6 protein-coding genes are annotated in these 4,319 nt (G+C 65.7%); 3 read left to right on the top strand and 3 right to left on the bottom strand.

Going from position 1 to position 4,319, the window contains the following annotated elements; all coding sequences use genetic code 11:
* Positions 1–312 precede the first annotated feature (312 nt).
* A complete protein-coding gene (locus N5096_RS10950; RefSeq protein WP_267664685.1) occupies positions 313–630 on the bottom strand; it encodes a DUF5785 family protein in 318 nt (105 codons plus the stop codon).
* 201 nt (positions 631–831) lie between these two features.
* Here N5096_RS10950 and N5096_RS10945 point away from each other — a divergent pair, with 201 nt between their 5' ends.
* On the top strand, positions 832–2,001 hold the full coding sequence (locus tag N5096_RS10945) for a glutathione-independent formaldehyde dehydrogenase (RefSeq protein WP_267664684.1): 1,170 nt from the start codon (positions 832–834) through the stop codon (positions 1,999–2,001).
* 52 nt (positions 2,002–2,053) lie between these two features.
* Here the strand turns inward: N5096_RS10945 and N5096_RS10940 are convergent, their stop codons facing one another.
* Positions 2,054–2,221, bottom strand: a complete 168-nt coding sequence (locus N5096_RS10940; RefSeq protein WP_267664683.1) for a hypothetical protein — start codon at positions 2,219–2,221, stop codon at positions 2,054–2,056.
* A gap of 184 nt (positions 2,222–2,405) precedes the next feature.
* Here N5096_RS10940 and N5096_RS10935 point away from each other — a divergent pair, with 184 nt between their 5' ends.
* Positions 2,406–2,558 (top strand): hypothetical protein, encoded by a 153-nt coding sequence (locus N5096_RS10935; protein ID WP_267664681.1) that lies wholly within the window; start codon positions 2,406–2,408, stop codon positions 2,556–2,558.
* A gap of 1 nt (position 2,559) precedes the next feature.
* Here N5096_RS10935 and N5096_RS10930 read toward each other — a convergent pair whose 3' ends face one another.
* Entirely contained in the window at positions 2,560–3,684 is a 1,125-nt protein-coding gene (locus tag N5096_RS10930) for a CobW family GTP-binding protein (protein ID WP_267664680.1), read from the bottom strand.
* Positions 3,685–3,892: 208 nt separating this feature from the next.
* Here N5096_RS10930 and N5096_RS10925 point away from each other — a divergent pair, with 208 nt between their 5' ends.
* The gene (locus N5096_RS10925) at positions 3,893–4,270 is read left to right on the top strand and encodes a hypothetical protein (protein ID WP_267664679.1); all 378 of its coding nucleotides are present in this window, start codon (positions 3,893–3,895) and stop codon (positions 4,268–4,270) included.
* Positions 4,271–4,319: the final 49 nt, after the last annotated feature.

The raw sequence follows: 4,319 nt of genomic DNA, 5'->3' as shown, positions 1-4,319 counted from the left end.
AGCACTGGAAGGAGCGAGCGGAGCGAGCGACTGAAGCGCGCAGCGAGCGTGCGCCGTCCTCGCGACTGGGGCTTTGGAGTACTTCGCTGTCGATCCAGCATCGGTCATTTATAAGCGAGCGACTGGGGCTTTGGAGTACTTCGCTGTCGATCCAGCATCGGTCATTTATAAGCGAGCGACTGGGGCTTTGGCGGTGTTCTCTACCGACCGGGTTTGACTACTTATAAGCAGACAACGAAGGCGTCAGAGACGCGTCCCGCGCTTTCAGTGATTACTTATAAAGAAACGATACTGATACCGCTACCCACGTATTCAAGCGCTGCCGTCGACGAACTGCTCTGCGCCCTCGTAGAACCAGTAGCCGTTCTCGCGCATCGCGCGGCCGAGCTCCTGGTGGAACTCGACGAAGTCCGCGAACTCCTCTTTCTCGACGTGCTCGAAGATCTCCGCGACGGAGACGACCGTTTCGTAGTCGATCCGGATCGGGTGGTCGCCGTACTGCTCGACGTACTCCGCGGCCGTCAGCGGGAAGTCCTCGCCCTCGTCGATCTTCTTCGCGAGCACGGCGTGGCCGTACTGCCGCATACCCTCGCTGCCCTGCTCGCCGTCGGGGTCGTGTGGCCAGTCCATACACGCAGTTTACTGTCCCGGAGGAAAGTCGTTGCGCTCCGCCGGACGGTCGGCGGGTCGGGACCGGCCCGGGCGCATCGGCCGCTCTCCGGGCCACGCCACATCAGCAAGTTAATTGAATCTTAACACAATTTATTAAATATATGAATAACGGAAAAACATTTAGAATACAGGAAACGAGTTGTCAATCCGGATCACATCATGAGAGCTGTTGTGTACCAAGGTCCGTACGACGTGGCCATCGAAGACGTAGACGAACCGGAAATCGAGCACCCGAACGACGTCGTTATCGACATCACGACCTCGTGTATCTGCGGGTCCGACCTGCACATGTACGAGGGGCGGACATCGGCCGAGGAGGGGATCGTGTTCGGCCACGAGAACATGGGAATCGTCTCGGAGGTGGGCGAGGCGGTCTCGACGCTGGAGGAGGGCGACCGTATCGTTCTGCCGTTCAACGTCTCCTGCGGGTTCTGTCAGAACTGTGAGGAGGGGTACACCGGCTTCTGTACCAACGTCAACCCCGGCTTCGCTGGCGGGGCATACGGGTACGTGGCGATGGGGCCGTATCAGGGCGGACAGGCGGAGAAGCTGCGCGTCCCGTACGCCGACCACAACGCGCTGAAACTGCCGGAGGGGCGCGAACACGAGGACGCGTTCTCGCTGCTCGCGGACATCTTCCCGACCGGGTGGCACGGCACGGAGCTGGCGAACCTCCAGCCCGGCGAGTCGGTCGCCATCTTCGGCGCCGGACCGGTGGGGCTGATGGCCGCCTACAGCGCGAAGATCAAGGGCGCCGCCGAGATCTACGTCGTCGACCAGGTCCCGAGCCGGCTGGAGCTGGCCGAGGAGCACTGCGACGCGACCGCCATCGACTTCTCCGAGGGCGACCCGGTCGACCAGATCATCGAGGAGCACGGCGGGATGGTCGACAAGGGCGTCGACGCGGTCGGGTACCAGGCGACCGACCCCGACGACGTCGACACCGACACCGAGGACTACTCCTACCAGCCGGCCAAGGAGAACCCGGCGGTCGTGATCAACAACCTCATCCGCGTGGTCCGACCGACCGGCGAGCTGGGGATCCCCGGCCTGTACGTGCCCGAGGACCCGGGCGCGCCCGACGACATGGCCGCGCAGGGCCGACTCGGAATCGACTTCGGGAAGTTCTTCGAGAAGGGCCTCAAATGCGGCACGGGCCAGTGTAACGTCAAATCGTACAACCGGTACCTCCGCGACATGATCATCGAAGGGCGCGCCGACCCGAGTTGGGTCGTCTCCCACCGCGTCAACCTCGACGAGGCGTCGGATATGTACGAGGCGTTCGACGCCCGCGAGGAGGGCGTCACGAAGGTCCTGCTGGAGCCCTAACTCCGAGCGACTCCGCCTCGCCCGTTCCGATTTTTTCGAGCCGCTTCGACGGTCACGCCCGGAGCCACGCCCTCGGGTGCTCGTCTCGGAGGTGCGACTGATACCGGTCGATCAGTTCCGGATACCCGTCGGCGACGCAGTGCCAGCCGCAGTGGTCGCAGCCCCGTTCGACCGCCTCGTCGGTACTCTGGACGTATCCGCCGCGCCTGTATGTGACCATGAGTGTCTCGACGCGGCCGATCCACGTTGATAGGTAGCATACGTCACGGACAGTGTTGACTCTGTCGGCAGCTTCGAGACGTGCTCTCTCGGCAGCTTCGAGACGTGCTCTCTCGGCACTCGCGAGACGACTCCCCGCCCGTACCGCCGAAACCGGTATGTCGTTCCCTCGCGTGGCTACGTTCATGTGCAAGTACTGTAACTGGGCGTTCCACGACGGCTGGGGCGAGCTGTTGAAGTACGACGACGTCTACCAGTCGGCGGTCGGCGCCGAGACCGAGTCCACCCACGGGTTCCACGAGGAGTGGGACGACCTGCAGGCGGAGCTGGGGATCTGAGTCAGATCGGGAAGACGTCAGCGGTGTTCCCCTCTTCCGCGTCGGCCGCCGCCAGGTCGTCAAGCTCCCCGCGGATCCGCGCCTCGTCCATCTCGCTGCCGATGAACACGAGTCGTGTGCGGCGGTCGTCGTCGGGCCCCCACTCGCCGATCGGTCCCGCCTGCACCGAGGGACCGGCCTGGCTCACGCCGACGACCTCGTCGGTGCCCGCGACGTTCGCGACCCCCTTCGCTCGGACGATGGCTCCGTCCCAGTCGTCGAGCCAGTCCGCGAACGGCTCGGGGTCGAGGGCGTCGTCGGAGCGGTAGACGAACGAGTCGACCCCGTGGGCCGCGGCGGCGCCCTCGGCGTGGCCGTGGTCGTGCGCGTGGTCCCCCTCTTCGTCCTCGTGTCCGTCCGCTTCGCTCTCCGCGATCGCGCGCTTCCACCCCGGCGACCGCGCGGCCGCCTCGAAGTCGAACCGTCCCGTGTCGAGTACCTCGTCCGGGTCGACCTCGGAGTAGCTGGTCCGGATCCGCTTCGCGCGCGGGCCGAGCCGGTCGGCGACCGACTCGATCTCGTCGAGCACGTCGTCGGGGACCATGTCCGTCTTGTTCATCACCAACACGTCGCAGAACTCGATCCCCTCGACGAGCACGTCCGCGAGGGGGCGATCGGCCGCGGGCTCCCCGTCGCCCGGGAGGTTCTCACCCGCGTCGAACTCCTTCCAGAACCCGTAGGTGTCGAGGACGGTCACCATCGTGTCGAGCCGGAAGCGCTCGGTCGGGTCGACGTCGGAGTCCTCGGTCCCGTCCGTGAACGCCCGCGCGACCGGGATCGGCTCGGAGATGCCCGACGACTCCACGAGGAGGTAGTCGAACTCCCGCGACTCCGCGAGCGCCGCGGCCTCGCTCAGCAGGTCGTCCTGCAGCCGACAGCAGATACAGCCGTTCGAGAGGTCGACGATCCCCTCCTCGTCGTTCTCGCGCGCGACGAGCTCGGCGTCGACGTTCACCTCGCCCATGTCGTTTAAGATGACGGCGATCCGCCTATCGCCGGGGTTCGCGAGCAGGCGGTTCACCATCGTCGTCTTCCCGGCGCCGAGGTACCCGCTGAGAACGGTCACGGGGATCCGATCGTCGCTCATGCGTCACCATGAGACGCGCTCTTAGTATGAAACGATCGATCGATGAAGTCCCCTCCCGTCACAAAGGTTACGCCGGCCGCCAAGTGGCTCTCCACGTATGCGCCGCAGAGCCCTCCTCGCGACCGCGACGGCCGTCTCGACCGCCTCGATCGCCGGGTGTCCCGTGCCGCCGTAGGGCGAGATCCCAGAGACCGTCGACGGCGCCGAGGTGACGCTCCGCCGCGAGCACACCGGGGAGTTCGAACCCTACGAGGCGAGCCCCAACGACGCCGTCATCCTGCTCCGCGCGGTCGACGCCGAGCCGCCGCGCGTCACCGTTAGGGGATGGCTGTTCGGCGGCTCGCGAGATTGCTACCGCGTCGATCCGATCGAGGCGGCCCTCGACGCCGACCGCCTGCGACTCCGGCTGACCACCGAGGACGACCCCGACTGGGACGGCGGTCCGTGCTCCGATATCGGCCAAACGCATCCCTACGAGGTCGCCGTCGCGTTCGTAGAAGCATCGGTCCCCGAGCGCGTCGAAGTCCGCCACGGCGACGAGACGGTGTTCGAAGAGCGGGTGTCATTGACATCCTCCCCGCGCTGAAGCGCGAGGATTCCCACGGCACTGCACCGCTGGGTTGGGATGTTTACGG

The organism is Halorubrum yunnanense, assembly GCF_026586675.1.
GTDB classification, from domain to species: domain Archaea; phylum Halobacteriota; class Halobacteria; order Halobacteriales; family Haloferacaceae; genus Halorubrum; species Halorubrum yunnanense.
This window is presented reverse-complemented; position numbering and strand designations above follow the sequence as displayed.